20 protein-coding genes are annotated in these 19,425 nt (G+C 71.9%); 9 read left to right on the top strand and 11 right to left on the bottom strand.

Annotated features, from left to right (window positions below; genetic code table 11):
- The 5 genes from SM447_RS22095 to SM447_RS22075 all read left to right on the top strand — a co-directional run.
- A partial coding sequence (locus tag SM447_RS22095) for an RICIN domain-containing protein (RefSeq protein WP_474574736.1) occupies positions 1 to 637 on the top strand: 637 nt, incomplete at its 5' end.
- Between the two features lie 144 nt (positions 638 to 781).
- Positions 782 to 1,459, top strand: coding sequence for a tRNA (adenosine(37)-N6)-threonylcarbamoyltransferase complex dimerization subunit type 1 TsaB (gene tsaB / locus SM447_RS22090; protein WP_474574735.1), 678 nt, complete (start codon positions 782 to 784; stop codon positions 1,457 to 1,459).
- A gap of 23 nt (positions 1,460 to 1,482) precedes the next feature.
- Positions 1,483 to 1,935: a ribosomal protein S18-alanine N-acetyltransferase gene (gene rimI / locus SM447_RS22085; protein WP_474574734.1), complete on the top strand. Its 453-nt coding sequence runs from the start codon at positions 1,483 to 1,485 to the stop codon at positions 1,933 to 1,935.
- Positions 1,936 to 1,943: 8 nt separating this feature from the next.
- Entirely contained in the window at positions 1,944 to 2,990 is a 1,047-nt protein-coding gene (tsaD, locus tag SM447_RS22080; RefSeq protein WP_474574733.1) for a tRNA (adenosine(37)-N6)-threonylcarbamoyltransferase complex transferase subunit TsaD, read from the top strand.
- Between the two features lie 13 nt (positions 2,991 to 3,003).
- On the top strand, positions 3,004 to 3,258 hold the full coding sequence (locus tag SM447_RS22075) for a hypothetical protein (RefSeq protein WP_474574732.1): 255 nt from the start codon (positions 3,004 to 3,006) through the stop codon (positions 3,256 to 3,258).
- A 19-nt stretch (positions 3,259 to 3,277) separates the two neighbouring features.
- On the opposite strand, the gene SM447_RS22070 is transcribed toward SM447_RS22075, so the two are convergent.
- From SM447_RS22070 to SM447_RS22025, 10 genes are all read right to left on the bottom strand, one after another.
- On the bottom strand, positions 3,278 to 4,918 hold the full coding sequence (locus SM447_RS22070) for a copper resistance CopC/CopD family protein (protein ID WP_474574731.1): 1,641 nt from the start codon (positions 4,916 to 4,918) through the stop codon (positions 3,278 to 3,280).
- Between the two features lie 18 nt (positions 4,919 to 4,936).
- Positions 4,937 to 5,674: a DUF4142 domain-containing protein gene (locus SM447_RS22065; RefSeq protein ID WP_474574730.1), complete on the bottom strand. Its 738-nt coding sequence runs from the start codon at positions 5,672 to 5,674 to the stop codon at positions 4,937 to 4,939.
- Positions 5,675 to 5,817: 143 nt separating this feature from the next.
- Entirely contained in the window at positions 5,818 to 6,999 is a 1,182-nt protein-coding gene (locus SM447_RS22060; protein ID WP_474574729.1) for an ROK family protein, read from the bottom strand.
- Between the two features lie 28 nt (positions 7,000 to 7,027).
- Complete coding sequence (locus SM447_RS22055; RefSeq protein ID WP_474574728.1) at positions 7,028 to 8,287, bottom strand: sugar ABC transporter permease; 1,260 nt, start codon at positions 8,285 to 8,287, stop codon at positions 7,028 to 7,030.
- Positions 8,284 to 9,102 carry an ATP-binding cassette domain-containing protein gene (locus SM447_RS22050; RefSeq protein WP_474574727.1) on the bottom strand — a complete coding sequence of 273 codons (819 nt, stop codon included), beginning with the start codon at positions 9,100 to 9,102 and terminating at the stop codon, positions 8,284 to 8,286. Before SM447_RS22050 ends, SM447_RS22055 begins: the two co-directional genes overlap by 4 nt.
- Before the next feature lie 103 nt (positions 9,103 to 9,205).
- Entirely contained in the window at positions 9,206 to 10,300 is a 1,095-nt protein-coding gene (locus tag SM447_RS22045) for a sugar ABC transporter substrate-binding protein (protein WP_474574726.1), read from the bottom strand.
- A 288-nt stretch (positions 10,301 to 10,588) separates the two neighbouring features.
- Positions 10,589 to 11,068 carry a Cys-tRNA(Pro) deacylase gene (gene ybaK / locus SM447_RS22040; protein WP_474574725.1) on the bottom strand — a complete coding sequence of 160 codons (480 nt, stop codon included), beginning with the start codon at positions 11,066 to 11,068 and terminating at the stop codon, positions 10,589 to 10,591.
- 73 nt (positions 11,069 to 11,141) lie between these two features.
- Entirely contained in the window at positions 11,142 to 12,413 is a 1,272-nt protein-coding gene (locus SM447_RS22035; protein ID WP_474574724.1) for a THUMP-like domain-containing protein, read from the bottom strand.
- 166 nt (positions 12,414 to 12,579) lie between these two features.
- Positions 12,580 to 12,771, bottom strand: a complete 192-nt coding sequence (locus SM447_RS22030; protein WP_474574723.1) for a DUF397 domain-containing protein — start codon at positions 12,769 to 12,771, stop codon at positions 12,580 to 12,582.
- Positions 12,762 to 13,562, bottom strand: a complete 801-nt coding sequence (locus SM447_RS22025; protein ID WP_474574722.1) for a helix-turn-helix domain-containing protein — start codon at positions 13,560 to 13,562, stop codon at positions 12,762 to 12,764. Before SM447_RS22025 ends, SM447_RS22030 begins: the two co-directional genes overlap by 10 nt.
- Before the next feature lie 392 nt (positions 13,563 to 13,954).
- On the opposite strand from SM447_RS22025, the gene groES reads away from it, so the two are divergent.
- The 3 genes from groES (at position 13,955) to SM447_RS22010 (ending at position 17,805) form a co-directional block, all read left to right on the top strand.
- Positions 13,955 to 14,269, top strand: a complete 315-nt coding sequence (gene groES, locus SM447_RS22020; RefSeq protein WP_089155197.1) for a co-chaperone GroES — start codon at positions 13,955 to 13,957, stop codon at positions 14,267 to 14,269.
- A gap of 72 nt (positions 14,270 to 14,341) precedes the next feature.
- Positions 14,342 to 15,991 carry a chaperonin GroEL gene (groL, locus tag SM447_RS22015; RefSeq protein WP_474574721.1) on the top strand — a complete coding sequence of 550 codons (1,650 nt, stop codon included), beginning with the start codon at positions 14,342 to 14,344 and terminating at the stop codon, positions 15,989 to 15,991.
- Between the two features lie 167 nt (positions 15,992 to 16,158).
- On the top strand, positions 16,159 to 17,805 hold the full coding sequence (locus tag SM447_RS22010; RefSeq protein ID WP_474574720.1) for a molybdopterin-dependent oxidoreductase: 1,647 nt from the start codon (positions 16,159 to 16,161) through the stop codon (positions 17,803 to 17,805).
- A 181-nt stretch (positions 17,806 to 17,986) separates the two neighbouring features.
- Here SM447_RS22010 and SM447_RS22005 read toward each other — a convergent pair whose 3' ends face one another.
- Positions 17,987 to 18,370 carry a WhiB family transcriptional regulator gene (locus tag SM447_RS22005; RefSeq protein ID WP_474574719.1) on the bottom strand — a complete coding sequence of 128 codons (384 nt, stop codon included), beginning with the start codon at positions 18,368 to 18,370 and terminating at the stop codon, positions 17,987 to 17,989.
- Between the two features lie 253 nt (positions 18,371 to 18,623).
- On the opposite strand from SM447_RS22005, the gene SM447_RS22000 reads away from it, so the two are divergent.
- A complete protein-coding gene (locus SM447_RS22000) occupies positions 18,624 to 19,424 on the top strand; it encodes a helix-turn-helix transcriptional regulator (protein ID WP_474574718.1) in 801 nt (266 codons plus the stop codon).
- The last annotated feature ends 1 nt before the right edge of the window (position 19,425 follow it).

Below are 19,425 nucleotides of genomic sequence, written 5' to 3'. Positions count from 1 at the left end.
GCCCTCGATCGACGGCACCGCGACGTTCTACCAGTACTGGAGCGTCCGGCAGCAGAAGCGCAGCAGCGGCACCATCACCACCGCCAACCACTTCGACGCCTGGGCTCGCGTGGGCCTGAACCTCGGCAACCACTACTACCAGATCATGGCCACCGAGGGTTACCAGAGCCAGGGAAGCTCGGACATCACCGTCCGGGAAGGCAGCAACCCCGGCCCCACCCCGAGCAACCCGACCACCCCGCCGCCCGGTGGCGGTACCGGCCAGATGATCGTCGGTCAGCAGTCCGGCCGGTGCCTGGACGTGCCGAACTCCAGCACCACCAACGGCACCCAGATCCAGTTGTACGACTGCTGGGGCGGGTCGAACCAGCGGTTCACCCACACCTCGAGCCGGCAGCTGACGGTGAACGGCAAGTGCCTGGACGCCGCGAATCAGGGCACCAGCAACGGCACGCGGGTGACCATCTACGACTGCCACGGCGGCGCGAACCAGCAGTGGAACATCAACTCCAACGGCACGATCACCGGAGTGCAGTCAGGGTTGTGCCTCGACGCCGGTGGCAGCGGTAACGGGGCGATGATCCAGCTGTACAGCTGCTGGGGTGGAGCAAACCAGCAGTGGAGCCGCCGCAACTGATCCATCGCTACGGGGCCAGGCGCTGACGGGCCTGGCCCCGTGCCTCCTTCGAGAACCACAGCGGTGCGCGCGAGCGCTACGACTCGGCGGCGATGGCGGGCGGGCGTCCGAGGGCCGGAGACGATGCGGCTAGGCTGGGTCATTGTGCTCGTACTGGTGGTGGACAGCTCGACCCCGGCGGTGACCGCGGCGCTCGTCGAGGTCACCACGAGTGGCGTCACGACCCGGGCGCACCGGTGCACCGTCGATGCTCGGGCGCACGGCGAACTGCTCGCCCCGCAGGTCGACGCGGTGCTCGCCGACGTCGCCGCCCGGCCGGCCGACCTGCACGCGATCGTCGCCGGGGTCGGCCCCGGGCCGTTCACCGGGCTGCGGGTGGGGCTGGTCACCGCCGCCACCATGTCCCAGGTGCTCGACATTCCCGCGTACGGTGTCTGCTCGCTCGACGCGATCGGCCACCCGGCGGCGGCCGGCGAGCCGGTGCTGGCGGCGAGCGACGCGCGGCGCCGGGAGATCTACTGGGCGGTCTACGACGGCGCCGGCCAGCGCCTGGTCGGGCCGGAGGTCGGCGCACCGACGGTGGCCGCCGATCGGGCCCGGGAACTGGGCGTGACCGCTGCCGTCGGCGACGGTGCCCACCGGTACGCCGACGCCCTCGGGCTGCCGCTGCGACCCGAGCCGCGCTACCCGGACGCGACCGCGCTGGCCACCCTGGCCGCCGAGCGGATCCGCACCGGCGCGCCCGGTGAACCGTTGACGCCGCTCTACCTGCGTCGCCCGGACGCGGTGGCGGCGACCGTGCGCAAACCGGTCCTGCCGTGAGCCGCGGGCAGAGCGGTCTTGTCGTGAGCGAGGTGCGACTCGGCCGGTTCCGCTGGTGGCACATCGACGAGGTGTTGCCGATCGAGGCGGACCTCTTCGGTGCCGAGCAGTGGTCGGCACCGATGTTCTGGAACGAGTTGGCCCACGGGCATTTCTACCGGGTCGCGACCGACGGCGAGGGCGCGGTGCTCGGGTACGCCGGGCTCGCCGTCGCGCCGCCGGACGAGGCGTGGGTGCAGAACGTCGCGGTCCGGCGGGACGCGCAGCGCCGGGGGATCGGCCGGCTGCTGCTGGAGGCACTGCTCGCCGAGGCCACCCGGCTCGGCGTACGCGCCGTGCTGCTGGAGGTCGCCGCCGACAACGCGCCGGCCCAGCGGCTCTACGCGATGCACGGATTCGAGCCGATCGGGGTACGACGCGGCTACTACCAACCGAGCAACACCGACGCGCTGGTGATGCAGCGCCTCCAGGACTGAGAAATCGTATGGCTGACGAACCACTGATCCTCGGCATCGAGACCTCGTGCGACGAGACCGGCGTCGGTGTCGTACGCGGGCACACCCTGCTCGCCGACGCGCTCGCCTCCAGTGTGGACCAGCACGCGCGGTTCGGCGGCGTGGTGCCCGAGGTGGCCAGCCGGGCGCACCTGGAGGCCATCGTGCCGACCATGGAGCGGGCGCTGGCCGAGGCGGGGGTGACGCTCGCCGACGTCGACGCGATCGCGGTCACCGCCGGGCCCGGCCTGGCCGGGGCGCTGCTCGTCGGGGTGGCTGCGGCCAAGGGGTACGCGGTCGCCGCCGAGAAACCGGTCTACGGCGTCAACCATCTCGCGGCGCACGTCGCGGTGGACACGTTGGAGCACGGACCGCTCCCCGAACCGGCGATCGCGCTGCTGGTCTCCGGTGGTCATTCGTCGTTGCTCCTGATCGACGACCTGGCCCGGGGCGTGACCCCGCTCGGCGCCACCATCGACGACGCGGCCGGCGAGGCGTTCGACAAGGTGGCCCGGCTGCTCGGCCTGCCGTTTCCCGGTGGGCCGTACATCGATCGGGAGGCCCGGGCCGGTGATCCGGCGGCGATCGCCTTTCCGCGTGGCCTGACCGCCGCCAAGGATCTCGTCGCGCACCGTCACGACTTCTCCTTCTCCGGGTTGAAGACCGCGGTGGCGCGCTGGGTGGAGGCCCGCGAGCGGGCCGGCGAGCCGGTTCCGGTCGCGGACGTCGCCGCGTCCTTCCAGGAGGCGGTCTGCGACGTGCTGGTCGGCAAGGCGTTGGACGCCTGCCGGGGCCGGGGTGTGGAGACGCTGGTGATCGGCGGGGGAGTGGCGGCCAACTCGCGGCTGCGGGCGATGGCCGAGCAGCGGGCCGCCCGGCACGGCATCCGGGTCCGGGTGCCCCGGCCCGGCCTGTGCACCGACAACGGCGCGATGGTGGCGGCCCTCGGCTCGCACCTGGTCGCCTCGGGTGTCGCGCCGAGCCGGCTCGACCTGCCCGCGGATTCGGCCATGCCGCTGACCACGGTCAGCGTCTGAGGAGGACGGCGACGTGATCGTACGGATGTGGGAGGCGCGGGCGGAACCGTACGCGCTCACCGACCTGATCACCTGGGTCTGTGACACCGCGCTGCCCGACTTCGAGCACGACCCGCTGCACCTGTCCAGCGAGGTCTTCTCCTCCACCGATCACCGGGTCGTGGTGATCTCCAAGTGGCGCAGCAGCCCTCGGCCGCTGCCCGACCCGCCGGTGATGCTGCTCGCCCGCAAGCCCCATTCCTGGGACTTCACCCAGGTCGACCGCTGAAGCGCGGCACCGGGCCCGGTCAGCGGATGGTCACCGTGGTGGTGGCGGTGGAGCGGTCGATCTCGCTGATGCGGGCGCTGATCCGCAGCGTCCACTCCCCGGCCACCGGGAAGTGGATTTCTGCGCTGCCGTGGTGTGGCTCCAGCGGGAAGACGTCGACGGTGATCGGCTCGATGCCGGCCTCCGGCAGGGCCGCGGTGACCATCCACTCCGCCACCGGCAACTCCTTCGCCTGTGGCGTGTAGACGTACGCGTGCAGGCTGTTCGTGGTGCCGGCGACCGCCGGGTAGATGTCGAACTGCACGGTGAACAGGTCAGTGGTGAGCGACTGCGCGACACCCTCCCGGGTCACCCCGTCGGCCGCGGTGCCTGCGGTGCGTCCGGGTGGCGTCTGCACCAGCACCGCGGTCAGCGCCAGCACCACCGCCGTCACGACGAGTTCCGCGCCGGCCGCACGGGCGACCCACCGGGGGCGGCTCGCCGCGACCCGACGCCGGATCAGCCGGCGCTGACCGGCCGCGATGGCCAGCACCGCGGCCAGCAGCGCCGCCTTGCCCAGGAGCAGGCGACCGTACGTGCTGTCCCACAACGCCGAGGGCCGGCCCAACTCGATCGCGGCCTGCAGGACTCCGGCGGTGACGAGCCAGGCCACGGCCAGCGTGGCCCACCTCGACCAGGCCGGCAGGATCCGGGCGAGGACGCGCTCGTGGGTGCCCCGAAGCAGGAACACGGTCAGGGCGAGCAGCCCACCCAACCAGACGGCGACCCCGGCGATGTGCACGGTGGTCAGCACGACGCTCACCGGCGGCACCGGTGAGGCGATCGGATGCCCGGCCAGTGGCCAGGTGACCAGACCCGCCACGCCCGTGGCGGCCAGCGCACCGGTCCGCCAGCGACCGGCGGTGCCCCGGGTGACCGCCGGCAGCAGCGCGGCGGCGAGGCCGACCAGGATCAGGCGTACCGTCAGCACCGTCCCGACGTCGGTGTCGGCGACCGCACGCAGATCGGCGGCGGAGAGCTGACCGACCGGCGCGCCGACCACCTGCGCGGCCTGCCCGATCCAGGTCCCCACCGCAGCGGCGGCGACCAGCCCGAGCCCGACCAGTGCCATGATCGTCGCTCCGCGTCGGGACCGGCGTCTGGGCCAGAGGGTCGCGGTGAGCAGCGGCGGGCCGACCGCCAGCAGCAGGCCGAGGTAGCCGAGGTACTTCGCCAGCGGCACCAGCGTTCCGGCCGGTGTCGCGTCCGTCTCGGTCGGCAGTGGTGGGGTGGCCGACGGTGCTCCGGCGGCGAAGGTGAAGCTGCCGGCGACCGGATGGCTGTCCGCCGAGATGACGCGGTAGCTGACCAGGTAGGTGCCGAGCGGGCGGTCGGACGCCCGCAGCGCGATCCGCATGGTCCGGTCCCGGACCTCCGGCTCGCCGACGTTGATGCGTTTGCCGTCGGGCGCCAGGACCTGTACCCGGCCGGGGACCACGGCGATGTTCTCGCTGAAGGTCACCAGCACCTCGCGCGGCGCGTACCCGAGGACCTCGTCGCGTTGCGGGGTGGTGGCCACCACCACGGCGTGCGCCGCCGCTGGACCGGCGGGGCCCAGGGCGGCGCACAGCGTGACGAGGATCAGCCCGAGCAGGGCAGCGGCCCGGGTACGAGCGGTCATCGGTTCAGGTGGCGGCGGTCAGCTGCGACGGAACATGCGGTACGTGAGGAAACCGCCGGTGCCGAGGGCGCCGAGGAAGATCGCCCAGATGATGGTGTTGCTGACGCCGATCTGCGGGCCGGTGTTCGCCGACGCGGCGGCGAGCAGCCCGTCGTTGCCGGGGGCCGGCAGCGCGGCCGGCGGCAGTTCCGCCCAGCGGACCAGCCCGGTGCTCTCCAGCATGATCATGTGGTCGCCGACGAACTTGTTGGTGGCGTTCGCCAGGTCACGGACGACGGCGTTGCGGGTACTGGCCCGGACCGCGCCGACGACCGGGAAGATCTTGCCGTGGGCGACCCGCAGCCGGGTGACGAAGATCTGGTCGAAGCGGGCACCGTTGGCGTTCTTCATCTCATCAAGCCAGCCCTGCTGTTCGGCGGTCGGCTGGTTCGGGATGGTCGCACCGAGCTTGTTGGCCGCCTCGACGGTGAGCCGGTCCAGTTCCTCGTGCTGCCGGGCGATCTCCGCGCCGATCTCCCGGACCACCGGCGACTGGCCCTTCTCGGCGGCCATCTGTCCGGCCGGCATCTCCCAGAGCCCGGCCAGTCGCACCCCGTCGAGCAGGGCCTGGTCGGCGGCGGCGAGCTGCTGACCGGCGGGCGCGGCCAGCGCCACGCCGGGCAGGACGACGAGAGCTGCGGCGATGGTGGTGAGCAGCACCGCCAAGCGACGGGACCGGTTGCCCTGCCGGCGACGAGCGGAATCCAGCGGTGCCATGTCTGCGGCGCCTCCTCGGACGAGAACCGATCGGTTGAGCGACGGACGTCCGTACCCGTCGGCCGTCCGCACACTGGTACGGACCGACTGGCCGATCAGTTCACCGGTTGGCGAAACCGGTTCGCGAAATCTGGAACTGTAGGTCAGCTAACGTCGAGCGGGTCGGCCAGGAGCCGGTCGAAGGCGAGTTCGGCGGCACCGACCAGGGGAGCGTCCTCGCCGAGTTTCGGCGTACGCAGCCGGACGTGCTCCAGGCAGGCGGGCAGCCCGTTGGAGTTGAGCCGGCTGCGCACCTGGGCGGCGGCGGCCAGGTAGAGGTCGCGCATGGTGCCGCCGAAGATGACCATCTCCGGGTTGAAGATGTTGACCAGGTTGGCGACGCCGAAGCCGAGCCAGTCACCGGCCTGGCGTACCGCGATCTGGGCCTGGGCGTCACCGCGGTCGGCGGCGTCGAAGACCGCCAGCATCGCCTCCCGCCCCCGGGCGTCGGAGCGGCCGGCGGCCCGGAGCAGCCCGTGCTCGCCGATCTCGGTCTCCCAGCAACCCCGGTTGCCGCACTCGCAGCGGGCCCCGTCGCGGACCACCACCATGTGTCCCACCTCGCCGCTGTAGCCGCCGTGCCCGGTCAGCCGCCGGCCCCCGGCGATGATCCCGGCACCCACGCCGACGTCGCCGTAGAGGTAGATCACGTTCTCGCAGCCGGCCGCCGCGCCCCGGGCGTGCTCGGCGAAGGCCGCCACGTCGGCCACGTTTCCGACCGTGACCGGCACGTCGACCCCGAGTTCCGTGCCGAGCGCGGTGCCGATGGGTTCGTCCACCCAACCGGTGGTCGGGCCGAGCCGGACCAGGCCGTCGTCGCGGCGAACCATGCCGCAGACCGCGACCCCGGCGCCGACACAGACGGCACCCTCCGGCAGCGCCTGCCGCATCTCCTTGACCGCCCCGGCCAGCAGCGGCGCGGCCTCCGCCGCGGTGAGACCGCGCGGGCGGTCCAGTTCCCGACGGTCGAGCACCGCGCCGCCGAGCCCGACCCGCGCGGCCCGCAGCCGGTCCACCTCGATGCTGTACGCGTACGCGAAGACCCGGTCCGACTCGGGCCGGACGACCAACGACGGTCGTCCGGCCCGGCCGGTTTCCCTCGGCGCCCCCTCAGTCACCAGGCCGGCCGCGGCGAGGTCGGCGGTGAGCGCGCCGATGGTGCTCCGGTTCAACCCCAGCGTGGTGGTCAGTTCCGCGCGTGTGGTGGCACCGTGCACGTGCACGTAGCGCAGCAGGGCGCCGAGATTCTGTCGACGAATCTCGTCCTGGCTCGGTCCTACGCGCATCGGGTGGTGACTACCTTCAGTGGAGCGGTCAGCGGTTACCGGTGGCGGCGGCTCGTCGGCGCGACAGTGCGTCGACGCTGGCGGCCAGGAGCAGCACCACGCCGGTGACCACGTACTTCACGCCCGAGCTGTAGCCCATCAGGCCCATGCCGTTGTCGATCACCGCGACCACCGCGCCGCCGAGCACCGCGTCGAGGACGCGACCCTTGCCACCGAAGAGGCTGGTGCCACCGATCACGGCCGCGCCGACGGCGTAGAGCAGCACGTTGCTGCCGCCGGTGTTCGGGTCGACCGAGTTGGCCCGGCTGGCGGCGACGATGCCGCCGATCGCGGCCATGGTGGAGCAGATGATGAAGACCGAGATGCGGATCCGGTCCACGTTGATGCCGGCGCGGCGGGCGGCTTCCTTGTTGCCGCCGACCGCGTAGATGTGCCGGCCGTAGCTGGTGCGCTGGAGTACGAAGGTCCAAACGATGAGCAGCACGGCGATGATCGGCACCACGATCGGCACGCCCTTGAGCGAGCTGATCAGGACGTTGCGGCTGCGTTCCAGGTTCAGCACGTAGACCGCGAGGCCGAGGATCACCGCCAGCCCGCCGATGCGGGCGAGCACCACCGTGATCGGGTCGGTGATCAGGCCCCGCGCGGCACGACCGCGGTGGCGGAGCAGCTGAATGGCGGCGTAACCGGCGACGGCCACGGCGGCGAGCGTCCAGCCGAGCAGCGGCGGCAGGTTGCGGTTGGCGATCGCCACCAGCACCGGGTCGCGGACCGAGATGTTGCGGCCTTCCTCCATCAGCAGCAGCACCACGCCCTGGAAGGCCAGGAAGCCGGCCAGGGTCACCACGAAGGAGGGAATGCCGATCTTGGCGACCAGGAAGCCGAGCGTCGTACCGATCACCATGCCGGTGAGCACGGCGGCGATCACCGCGACGTACCACGGATGTCCGAGCACGGTGACCACGTTGGCCAGTACCGCCGCGCAGACGCCGCTGGCGAAGCCGGCCGACAGGTCGATCTCGCCGAGCAGCAGGACGAAGACCAGGCCCATCGCGATCAGGGTGACCGCCGCGCCCTGCGTGAACAGGTTGGCGAGGTTGCCCGCGGTGAGGAACGACGGTCGCATGATCGAGAAGACGGTGCAGAGGACGAGCAGGCCGAGAACGGCGGGCAGCGCGCCGATGTCACCACCGCGTACCCGACGCCAGTAGTCGCGGGCGTGGCTGCCGACGGTCGGTGTCGGCGCGACGCCGGCCGGCCCGTCCTGCTTGACGGCGGTGGTGCTCATGAGACGCCTCCCGTGGTGCTGTCGGCCTGCGCCGGGCCGTTGCCGTTGGTGGCCGGCTCGGCGGTGAGCCCGATCCCGCCGGAGCGACCAGCGGTGATCAGCTCGACCACCTGGGCGTGAGTGATGTCGGTGGTCTTCACCTGGGCGACCATCTGGCCGAGGTAGAGCGCGGCGATCCGGTCGGAGACGGCGAAGACGTCGTTCATGTTGTGCGAGATGAGCACGACGGCCAGGCCGTTGTCGGCCAGCCGGCGGACCAGTTCGAGCACCTGGGCGGTCTGCGCCACGCCGAGCGCGGCGGTCGGTTCGTCCAGGATCACCAGCCTGCTGTTCCAGAGCACCGCCTTGGCGATCGCCACGGTCTGGCGCTGGCCGCCGGAGAGGCTGGAGACGTGCTGACGCAGCGACTTGACGGTGCGTACGGAGAGCCCGGCGAGGGTCTCGGCCGCCATCTGCTCCATGGTCGGCTCGTCGAGGACGATGCCGCTGCGCTTCTCGCGCCCGAGGAACATGTTCTGCACGATGTCGAGGTTGTCGCAGAGCGCGAGGTCCTGATAGACGACCTCGATGCCGAGCGAGGCGGCGTCGCGCGGGCTGTTGATGTGCACCGGCTGGCCGTCGAAGACGAACTGTCCGGCGTCGGTGGGGTAGATGCCGCTGATGCACTTGACCAGGGTCGACTTGCCGGCGCCGTTGTCGCCGACGAGCGCGGTGACCTCGCCCGGGTAGGCGGCGAAGGCGACGTCGCGTAGGACCTGGACGGGACCGAAGCTCTTGTCGATCCCGCGTAGCTCCAGCAGAGGGGTCGCGGACACGGGGTTCTCCTTTGTCACGGAGGGAGATCGGGGCCCGTCCAGCGGCGGCACGCCGCCCGGCACGGGGTTACCGTGCCGGGCGGCGCCACCTAGGCGGGTGAGGTCAGCTGATGCCCGCGTCGGTGCAGAGCTTGGCGAAGTCGCCGGTGCAGACCTCTTCCTTGGTCACGAAGCCGTCGGCGATGACGTCCTTGACGTTGTCCTTGTAGATCGCCTGCGGGGTGAGCAGGACGGACGGCACGTCACGGCCGCCCTCCGGGTCCGTGACAGTCTGGCCGGTCTCCTTGCGCTCGCCCTTGGCCAGCGCGATCGCCAGCTCGGCGGCGGCGTCGGCCTCCTGCTTGACGGCCTTGTAGACGGTCATGCACTGGTCGCCGGCGAGGATGTTCTGCAGGCCCTGGGTGGTGGCGTCCTGGCCGGTCACCGGCACCTTGCCGTTGAGGTTGTTCTTCTTCAGCACGGAGATGGCGGCGTTGCCGAGGCCGTCGTTGGCGGCCAGCACACCGTCGATCTTGCCGCCGGTCTGGGTCAGCATCTGCTCGAAGATCGTGGCGGCCTGGGCGTTGTCCCAGTCCGGCACGGCCTGGTCCGGGCCCTTGGTGTACTCGTTCGCGTCGAACTTGGGCTTGAGGATCGAGTCGTAACCGTTCTTGAACAGGGTGGCGTTGTTGTCGGTCGGCGACCCGTTCAGGTAGGCCACGACCGGGTTCTTCGCGCCCTGGTCGGTCAGGCACTTGGCCAGGCCCTCGCCCTGGAGCTTGCCGACGGCCTCGTTGTCGAAGCTGACGTAGTACTCCGCCGAGCCGCCGAGGGTGAGGCGGTCGTAGTCGATGGTGGCGACGCCCTGCGACTTGGCCTTGTCGAGGACGGCCTTACCGGTGCCGGAGTCCAGGTTGACGATCATCAGCGCGGTGACGCCACTCGTGATCATCTGGTCGGCGATGGTCTGGAACGCGGTCTTGTCGCCCTGGGCGTTCTGGATGTCGTAGTCGACGCCGGCGGCCTTGAACGCCGCCTCCAGGAACTTGCGGTCGGCGCCCTCCCAGCGGGCGGAGGACTTGCTGTCCGGCAGGATCACGCCGATCTTCGGGGTCTTGTCGGACCCGGCCTGGTCGCCGCCGGAGTTGTCGCCACAGGCCGTCAGGCTGCCGAGGGCCAGCAGGCCCACGGCACCGGCGGCGAGGAAGCCCTTGCGCATGTGCAGGGTCCTTTCGAGGGTGGGGAAGGGTGTCGGTGTTTTGTTTTGTTGTGCCCGGCAACGTATTGCGCGCCACACGCCAGCACAAGGGTGTGCCGCTCACGAGTTTGTTGTCGGCGGTAACAATTCAGCAACGCCCCCGACACCGTGCCGCCACCGTCCGTGTTACGACGCCCGTGTCCGTTCAGCCCCTGCCGCCCCGGTGGATCAACCGGTGGCGTGGGTCGGGGGTGCCGTGCGGGTGGTGCCGTGCGTCCGGTGGTGCCGTGCGTCCGGTGGTGGCGAGGGTCAGGCGGTGGCGAGGAGGGCGGTGCGGGCGTCGGTCAGGGTGACCAGGTCGGCGGGGGCCAGCTCCAACTGGAGTCCTCGACGGCCGGCCGAGACGTACACGGTCGGATGATCCAGGGCGGAGACGTCGAGCACCGTGGGCAGCCGCCGCCGCTGACCGAGCGGACTGATGCCGCCGCGTACGTAACCCGTGGCCCGCTCAGCCACCACCCGCTCGGCCAGCGTAGCCCGCTTGCCGCCAACGGCCGCCGCGAGCGCCTTCAGGTCGAGATCGCCGGTGACCGGCACCACCGCGACGGTCAACGCCCCGTCGACCTCGGTGACCAGGGTCTTGAAGACCCGCTCCGGCGCCACCGCGAGCGCCGCCGCGACCAGCGCCCCGTAGTTGGCCTCGTCCGGGGAGACGTCGTACGGGTGGGTGCGATGGTCGATCCTCCGCTGCGTCAACAGCGCGGTCGCCGGGGTGCCACGTCCCGCCATGCCCGCCAAGCTAGCCCCGGCCCGATGCCCGAGCCAGAGCCTTCTCAGCCGGTGGTTCGGTCCGGGCTCGGAATCAGACCACCGGGCGGCAGACCAGCACCGTCGGGGCGGCGGCCACCCGGGTGAGCACCAGGCTGGCCGGCTGGTCGCCGGCCAGCCACAGGTCGCGCCGGAGCCGCTCGGGCTCCAGCGCGGACCCGCGCTTGAGGATCTCCACCCGGCCGACCCGCCGCTCCCGCAGCAGCGCCCGCAGCCGCTTGAGGGAGAACGGCAGCACGTCGATCACCTCCAGGCAGCGGGCGTACGGCGTGGGCTGCGCCCGGTCGGCGTAGAGGTAGGCGATGGTCGGGTCGGCCAACGTGGCGTCCAGGTCGGCGGCCAGCTCGGCCACCAGGTGGGCCCGGACCACCGCCGGATCCGGGTCGTAGACGAAGCGCCGTACCGGTCCGACCGGCGCTTCGGCCGCCCCCTCGCCGGTGAGCTGGTACGCGGCTCGGGCGCTGCCGTCGGTGCGGTGCGTCCCGCCGCCGGCCGGGTGATAAGAAGGGGCCCCTGCTCTACCGGAGGCGTTAATAAGGGGCCCTTCCTTCAGCACGGTCGCGCGGCGGGGGACCTCGGCCAGGTTGCCGCACCAGAGGGCGGCCTCGACCAGGTCGCCGTCGACGCTGACCCACTCGGCCTCGGTTCCCGGCGGAATCAGCGCGTGGTCGAGGCCCGGCGCGACCTTCACCACCGTGCGCGGCACCCGCTCGGCCAGGCCAGTGACGAAGTCCCACGGCGGCGAGTACGAGTTGGGGTCGAAGATCCGGCGACCGGTGCCGGCCCGGCGGCGGGCCGGGTCGCAGAAAACCGCCTCGACCCGGGTCACATCGAACGCGGTCGCGTCGCCGCACTCGACGGTGAGGAGGTCGGTCAGCCCGGCGGCCCGGGCGTTCTCCTCGGCCAGCGCGGCGGTGAGCGGGTCGGCCTCCACCGCGTACACCCGGATGCCGGCGCGGGCGGCGGCGAGTGCGTCCGCGCCCAGCCCGCAGCCCAGGTCGGCCAGGCTGGTCACCCCGGCGGCGCGCAACCGCCGCGCGCGCCGGTCCGCGACCACCCGCCGGGTCGCCTGCTCCAGGCCCGGCCGGGTGAAGAACATGCCGGCCGCCGCCGGCCCGAACTTGCCCGTCGCCCGGCGGCGCAGTTCCGCCTGGGTCAGCGCCGCCGCCGCGAGCTCGGCGGGCACCCCCGCCGAGCGCAGCGCCGCCGCCGCGACCAGCGGGTCGCCACCGGCCACCCGGGCCGCCGCGTCGAGCGCGGCCGACCCCTCGGGCGTACGCAACGCGGCGAGCTGCTCCAGATCCACCCGCCCATTCTTCCGTCCCACCCGACTGCCCGAGGCGCCCGCCCGTGCGCGGCGTGATCGTCTGCACTTCAGTGAGTCGACACGCCGAGGTCCGAGTCACTGGAGGGCAGACGATCAATGTGCGGCCGACCGGGCTCGGCGGGGTGGCCGGCGGCGGGGGTGGGGATCAGTTGGTGGTGTGGTGGGTGGTGATGAAGGCGCGCCAGGCGGTCGGGGTGAAGGCGAGTACCGGGCCGGCCGGGTCCTTGCTGTCGCGTACGGCGACCACGCCGGGCAGGTTGTCGGCGACCTCGACGCAGGCGCCGCCGTTGCTGTTGCTGCGGGAGGACTTGCGCCAGGCGGCACGGGTCAGGTCCATGACTTCGCCACTTCCTCGATCAGGCGGGCGGACTGCCGGCGCGGCAGCGCCTCACCGGCCACAGTCTCCCAGCGTCGCCCCAGGGCGGCAAGGTCGTTCGGGCTGTCCACGGTGTGCCCCCGGAGCTGGTTGTCCAGGTGCGCCACCTCGGTGCCGTCGACGAGCCGGGCCAGTACGAAAGGGCCGTTGAGTCCGACGTACCACGGGGTCTCGGCCGGCACGATCCGCACCTGGACGTGCGGGCGGTCGGCGAGGCTGCGCAGGTGCTCCAACTGCTCGCGCATGGTCGCGCGCTCGCCGACCTGCCGGCGCAGCACCTGCTCGTCGAGCACCGCGACGAGCTGCGGCGGCTCCTCGCGGGCGAGCACCTCCTGGCGGGCCATCCGGGCCAGCACCCGCTTCTCGATCTGCTCGTCGGTCAGCGGCGGGCCGGCCCGCAGCATGGCCCGCGCGTACGTCTCGGTCTGGAGCAGGCCCGGCACCACGGCCGGGTCGTACCAGCGCAGCGCGACCGCCTCCCGCTCGATCTCGCCCCACGGCCGGAACCAGTCCGGCTCGGCGTGCAGCCGGATCAGCTCCAGCATCCCGACGAAGAGGCCGCCGGTTTCCAGCACCTTGTCGAAGCGGGCCAGGTAGTCGGCGCTGAGCTGGTTCGGGCCGATCTCCATCGCGCTCACCGCCGACGGTGAGTAGTTGATCATCTTGCTCAGCTCCTCCTGGCTGAGCCCGCGCACCTTGCGGGCCCGGCGCAACTGGTCGCGCAGGAACCCCAGGGTTGGTACGTCCGCCATCTGTCCGCCCTCCGTGACGTGGTCGCGCCGGAGAGTAAGGGTGGACCGGTCGGTGGGGAAGTGACTGTTGGCGTGTTGCGGCAAACCCTGGAGGAACGCTGGCGCACCGGGTCGGAAGGGTGGCGGGGCGAGGGTGGGACGGTGGTGCGCGCGGGTGCGAGAGACTGCGACACGAGGCGCCGGATTGGCACTCTCCTTGACGGAGTGCTAGCCGAGGAATAACCTGCGATTAGCACTCTCACCCTGAGGGTGCCAACGCCCGGGCCCTGGTGTCCGGGGGTTGAACGCCAGGCGGACCGGCACCCGCGACGACGGCCCCGCCCGGTGGCATGTGGCAGATTGACGCCGGTCGGCATGCCGATCGGCAACGAAACCAAGTACCCCAGGAGGGTATGCCCGTGACTACCGCGACCAAGGTTGCGATCAAGCCGCTCGAGGACCGCATCGTGGTCCAGGCGAACGAGGCCGAGACCACCACCGCCTCGGGCATCGTGATCCCCGACACCGCCAAGGAGAAGCCGCAGGAGGGCACCGTCCTCGCTGTCGGCCCGGGCCGGATCGACGACAAGGGCAACCGCGTGCCGATCGACGTCTCCGTCGGCGACACCGTCCTCTACTCGAAGTACGGCGGCACCGAGGTCAAGTACGCCGGCGAGGAGTACCTGGTGCTCTCCGCCCGCGACGTCCTCGCGGTCATCGAGAAGTAAGACAGACCGATCAGTGTCGTTGCCCCGGTCCGGCTCGCCGGGCCGGGGCAACGTCGCTTCGAAGGGACATTCATGGCGAAGATCCTGAGCTTCTCGGACGACGCCCGGCACCTGCTGGAGCACGGTGTCAACGCGCTCGCGGACGCGGTCAAGGTCACCCTCGGGCCGCGCGGGCGCAACGTCGTCCTCGACAAGAAATTCGGTGCGCCGACGATCACCAACGATGGCGTGACCATCGCCAAGGAGATCGAGCTCACCAACCCGTACGAGAACCTGGGCGCGCAGCTGGTCAAGGAGGTGGCGACCAAGACCAACGACGTCGCCGGCGACGGGACCACCACCGCGACCGTGCTGGCCCAGGCCATGGTCCGTGAGGGCCTGCGCAACGTCACCGCCGGCGCCAACCCGGCCGGCCTCAAGCGGGGCATCGACGCGGCCGCCACCAAGGTTTCCGAGGCGCTGCTCGACAAGGCCGTCGAGGTCTCCGACAAGAAGTCGGTGGCGCACGTCGCGACGATCTCCGCGCAGGACGCCACCATCGGCGAGCTGATCGCCGAGGCGATGGAGAAGGTCGGCCGTGACGGTGTGATCACCGTCGAGGAGGGCTCGGTCCTGCAGACCGAGCTGGACGTCACCGAGGGCCTCCAGTTCGACAAGGGCTTCATCTCGCCGAACTTCGTCACCGACGCGGAGGCGCAGGAGTCGGTCCTGGAGGACGCTTACGTCCTCATCACCACGCAGAAGATCTCCGCGATCGAGGAGCTGCTGCCGCTGCTGGAGAAGGTTCTCCAGAACAACAAGCCGCTGCTCATCATCGCCGAGGACGTCGAGGGTCAGGCGCTGTCCACCCTGGTGGTCAACGCCATCCGCAAGACCCTCAAGGTCTGCGCGGTCAAGGCCCCCGGCTTCGGCGACCGCCGCAAGGCGATGCTCCAGGACATGGCGATCCTCACCGGCGCCGAGCTGGTCGCCCCCGAGTTGGGCTACAAGCTCGACCAGGTCGGCCTGGAGGTGCTGGGCAGCGCCCGACGCATCGTGGTCGACAAGGAGAACACCACCATCGTCGACGGTGGTGGCCAGGCCAGCGAGGTGGCCGACCGGGTCGCCCAGATCCGCAAGGAGATCGAGGCCTCGGACTCCGAGTGGGACCGGGAGAAGCTCGCCGAGCGGCTGGCCAAGCTCTCCGGCGGTGTCGCGGTGGTCAAGGTCGGCGCGGCCACCGAGGTCGAGATGAAGGAGCGCAAGCACCGCATCGAGGATGCCATCGCCGCGACCAAGGCCGCGGTCGAGGAGGGCACGGTGCCCGGTGGCGGTGCCGCCCTGGCGCAGATCCTGCCGGTGCTCGACGACGACCTCGGCTTCACCGGCGACGAGAAGGTCGGCGTGTCGATCGTGCGCAAGGCGCTGGTCGAGCCGCTGCGCTGGATCGCCCAGAACGCCGGCCACGACGGCTACGTGGTCGTCCAGACGGTCACCGGCAAGGAGTGGGGCCACGGCCTCGACGCCGCCGTCGGTGAGTACGTCGACCTGGCCAAGTCCGGCATCATCGACCCGGTCAAGGTGACCCGCAACGCGGTCACCAACGCCGCCTCGATCGCCGGTCTGCTGCTCACCACCGAGAGCCTCGTGGTGGAGAAGCCGGCCGAGCCGGAGCCTGCCGCGGGCGGCCACGGCCACTCGCACGGCCACGGTCACAGCCACCAGCACGGCCCGGGCTTCTGAGCCTGCCGTACGCCGGAAGTGGGGCGCACCGTCGACAAGACGGCGCGCCCCACGCGCTTTGCGCCGGGTGCCCGGCGGTGTAACGGAGGGCCCGGGTACCGGTGACGCAAGGTCACGAACGCTGACGGCGACTACCGGACCGGTGGTCCGTGGGAAACACTGGGCGGGTGAGCAGTACGACACCCCGGTACGCAGCCCTGGCCGGTATCGCCGCCGCGGCGGCGGCCATCGGCAGCGCCGAGGTGGTGGCCGCTCTGACCGGCCCGCGCTCGTCGCCGCTCGTCGCGGTCGGTGGCCTCGTGGTGGACACCGCTCCCGAGCCGATCAAACGGTTCGGGATCGCGGTCTTCGGCACGTACGACAAGATCGCCCTGTTGGTCGGGACGGCGCTGCTGCTCGCCGGCTTCGCCGCCCTGCTGGGCCTGCTGGCTGTCCGCCGGCTGACGGTGGCCCTGGCCGGCATCGCCGTCTTCGGCGCGATCGGTGCCGCGGCGGCCCTGACCCGGGCCGGCGCGGACGGCGTCGACGTGCTGCCGTCGCTGGTCGGGGCGGTGGTCGGCGGGGTGGCGCTGTGGGCGTTCGTCGCCGGCCCGCTGGAGCTGAACCCCTGGCCGTGGACCTCACCGACGCCTGTCAGCCCGACCGCGTCCGGGGAGAGCGCCCAGATGCCGTCGGGGGCGGAGAGGGGCGACCCGGCTCCGACAGGAGACCGGCCTGACACGGCGGATCCGGGACGGGCGGTGGATCCGGACTCGCGACGGCGGTTCCTCACCGGTGTCGGCACCGTGCTCGGTGCGGCCGCCGTCGGGGGAGTCGCCGGACGTTGGCTGGCCGGCCGCCGGGGGGTGTCGGCGGCCCGGGAGGCGATCACCCTGCCGGCTCCGGTCTCCGCCGCGCCGCCGCTACCGGCCGGTGCCGACCTCACCGTGCCCGGATTGGCCAGCTACGTGACCCCCAACCGTGGCTTCTACCGGATCGACACGGCGCTGGTGGTGCCGCAGGTCGATCCGGAGACCTGGCGGTTGCGCATCCACGGCCGGGTCCGCAACCCGGTGACGCTGAGCTACGCCGATCTGCTCGCCCGGCCGCTGGTGGAGCGGTACGTGACCCTGGCCTGCGTCTCCAACGAGGTGGGCGGCGATCTGATCGGCAACGCCCGTTGGCTCGGTGTACCGATCCGGGAACTGCTCGACGAGGTGGCACCGCTGGACGGGGCAGACCAGGTGGTCGGGCGCTCGGTCGACGGCTGGACCTGCGGTACCCCGACCGCCGTGCTGCGTGACGGGCGGGACGCGCTGCTCGCCGTCGGGATGAACGGCGAGCCGCTGCCGGTGCAGCACGGCTTCCCGGTCCGGATGGTGGTGCCGGGACTCTACGGCTACGTGTCCGCGTGCAAGTGGATCACCGAGCTGGAGTTGACCAGCTTCGCCGACTTCGACGCGTACTGGGTGCCCCGGGGCTGGTCGGCGCAGGGGCCGGTGAAGACGCAGTCACGGATCGACACGCCGCGCCCGCGCAACCGCCCGGCGGCCGGCCCGGTCACCGTCGCCGGCGTCGCCTGGGCGCAGCACCGGGGCATCGACCGCGTCGAGGTACGCGTCGACGAGGGTCCGTGGCAGGAGGCCGAGCTGGCCCCCACGGTCTCGGTGGACACCTGGGTGCAGTGGTCGTGGCGATGGGAGGCCACCCCGGGCGAGCACATCCTCCAGGTACGCGCCACGGACAGCACCGGCGAGACCCAGACCGCCGAACGTCAGGACGTCGCCCCCGACGGCGCCACCGGCTGGCACACCGTCAAACTCACCATCACCTGATTCGCCCCCCGCCCGCACCGATACCCCCTTGGCGAACCGGTTGATCATGAAGTTGTTGTCATCGACACGCCGGACGGGGCGACAACAACCTCATGATCAACGTGGTCGGGAGGGCCGGTGAGGCGGGCACGGCGACGCCGCGTCCGGGTGGGACGCGGCGTCGGGGGATCGGTGCGGTTGGTCAGGCCACGTTGCGTTGGGTGGGCACCGTCGACCGGTGCGAGCTGCCCAGCCGGGCCTCCAGCCGGTTGACGTCGACCCGGGTCTGCCGGCGGTCGGCGACGTCCTCCCAGCCGACCGCGAGCAGCCGCAGCCGCTCGGACTCGCTGAAGCCACCCCAGACGCCGTACGGCTCGCGTACCGAAAGGGCGTGCGCGGCGCACTCGGCGCGGACCGGGCAGGTGCGGCAGACGGCCTTGGCGGAGGACTCCCGGCGCAGCCGGGACGAGCCCCGCTCGCCGTCGGGGTGGAAGAACTGGGCGCTGTCGCGGCCTCGGCAGGCACCGAGCCGCTGCCAGTCCCAGAGGTCGATGATGGGTCCGGGCAGTCTACGTACGTTCGACATCAGCACCCCTCCTCTCGCGCGGCACCGCGAGACGCTTGTGGCCGGCTGTCCGGGCGGCGGGCCGCGCAGGCGCACCGTTCCCGGCCTGGCCCCTCCCTACCCGGGCGCCTCACAACTCACACGTCTTTGATCCAGAACATCTTCGCAGCTTGCCGCATATGCCCTATCTGTCGGAAAAGTTGGGAGGATTGCCCGGAACCTCCTCCCGACCGTGGCCGCTCATGGTCTGCTCGTCTGCGGAGAGGAGATGCCTGTGCGTACCGTTCTCGTGTGCGTTCGAACGCCGCTCGCGGCGCAGCACCTGACTTCCGCCGCGGCGCGGCTGGGGTTGTCCGGCGCGGTGCGGACGGCGGTCTCTGATCCCGAGGTGATGCTGCGGTTGGCGGAGCGTCCCGCCGACGTGGTGCTCGCCGACACCGCCCTCACCCGGCCCGACAGCGCCGGCTTCGTCCGCCGGGTGCTGGCCCGTGCCCCACAGGCCGCCGTCCTGCTGCTCGGTGCGGAGGAGTCCGAGGCGGCGGCGGCGACCATCGGTGCCGGGGCACGAGGGCTGATCCAGGGTGTCGACCACGACCTGACCAGCGCCGTCGCCAAGGCGCTGCTGCTGCTGGCCGCGCCCGGCCGGGCCAACCGGCACCGGATCGCGGATCCCGCCCGGGACGCCGCGGCGGTCGGCAGCCCGGCACGACCGGCACCCGGTGGGCGTACCGGTGGCGATGCGCCCACCGCCTGGCCGGATACGGACGCCGCGGGCGGTCCGGCGGTGGTGCCGGCGCAGCGCGGCGACGACCCCGCCGAGCCGGGGACAGAACCCGAGCCGGAGAAGTCCCCGTCGCCGTCCCGAACCGACCGGTCCGCGATCGGACTCACCGAGCGGGAGCTGCAGGTGCTGCTCGGCATGGCCGAGGGCAAGAGCAACGCCGAGATCGGCCGGGAACTGTTCGTCTCCGAGGACACCGTGAAGACCCACGCCCGGCGGCTGTTCCGCAAGCTCGGGGCCCGTGACCGGGCGCACGCCGTGGCCGCCGGATTCCGGGCCGGACTGGTGGCCTGAG

The sequence above is a fragment of the Micromonospora aridisoli genome (assembly GCF_056150025.1).
This window is presented reverse-complemented; position numbering and strand designations above follow the sequence as displayed.

Excerpts from the sequence above, each read along its gene's own strand:
- tsaD (WP_474574733.1), top strand. The coding sequence starts at position 1,944 with ATGGCTGACGAACCACTGATCCTCGGCATCGAGACCTCGTGCGACGAG.
- SM447_RS22070 (WP_474574731.1), bottom strand. The coding sequence starts at position 4,918 with ATGACCGCTCGTACCCGGGCCGCTGCCCTGCTCGGGCTGATCCTCGTC.
- SM447_RS22065 (WP_474574730.1), bottom strand. The coding sequence starts at position 5,674 with ATGGCACCGCTGGATTCCGCTCGTCGCCGGCAGGGCAACCGGTCCCGT.
- SM447_RS22060 (WP_474574729.1), bottom strand. The coding sequence starts at position 6,999 with ATGCGCGTAGGACCGAGCCAGGACGAGATTCGTCGACAGAATCTCGGC.
- SM447_RS22055 (WP_474574728.1), bottom strand. The coding sequence starts at position 8,287 with ATGAGCACCACCGCCGTCAAGCAGGACGGGCCGGCCGGCGTCGCGCCG.
- SM447_RS22045 (WP_474574726.1), bottom strand. The coding sequence starts at position 10,300 with ATGCGCAAGGGCTTCCTCGCCGCCGGTGCCGTGGGCCTGCTGGCCCTC.
- ybaK (WP_474574725.1), bottom strand. The coding sequence starts at position 11,068 with ATGGCGGGACGTGGCACCCCGGCGACCGCGCTGTTGACGCAGCGGAGG.
- SM447_RS22030 (WP_474574723.1), bottom strand. The coding sequence starts at position 12,771 with ATGGACCTGACCCGTGCCGCCTGGCGCAAGTCCTCCCGCAGCAACAGC.
- SM447_RS22025 (WP_474574722.1), bottom strand. The coding sequence starts at position 13,562 with ATGGCGGACGTACCAACCCTGGGGTTCCTGCGCGACCAGTTGCGCCGG.
- groES (WP_089155197.1), top strand. The coding sequence starts at position 13,955 with ATGCCCGTGACTACCGCGACCAAGGTTGCGATCAAGCCGCTCGAGGAC.
- groL (WP_474574721.1), top strand. The coding sequence starts at position 14,342 with ATGGCGAAGATCCTGAGCTTCTCGGACGACGCCCGGCACCTGCTGGAG.
- SM447_RS22005 (WP_474574719.1), bottom strand. The coding sequence starts at position 18,370 with ATGTCGAACGTACGTAGACTGCCCGGACCCATCATCGACCTCTGGGAC.